This is a genomic window from Candidatus Magnetaquiglobus sp., from assembly GCF_058402785.1.
On the sequence record NZ_JBZVFG010000009.1, the window covers coordinates 82,022 to 82,269 of the forward strand.

The following is a 248-nucleotide window of genomic DNA, read 5'->3' on the forward strand; positions in this document are numbered from 1 at the left end:
CGACTCCCGAGGCGATCAGACGCATGAAGGCCACCTTTGCCATCGGTGCCGCGCCCAAGCCGACTGTCGAGCCGACCCCGGCTCCGACCCCGGCTCCGACCCCGGCTCCGACCCCGGCTCCGACTCCGACCCCGGCTCCGATCCCGGCTCCGACCCCGGCTCCGACCCCGGCTCCGACGCCCGCTCCGACCCAGGCTCCGACTCCGACCCCGGCTCCGATCCCGGCTCCGACCCCGGCTCCGACCCCG

Annotated in this window: 1 protein-coding gene; it reads left to right on the forward strand. The window is 76.6% G+C overall.

The features are described 5' to 3' along the window. Window positions 1-23: 23 nt before the first annotated feature. Window positions 24-248, forward strand: a 225-nt coding sequence (locus tag ACV4UY_RS05185) for a hypothetical protein (protein ID WP_491606585.1), incomplete at its 3' end; no start/stop codon positions are given.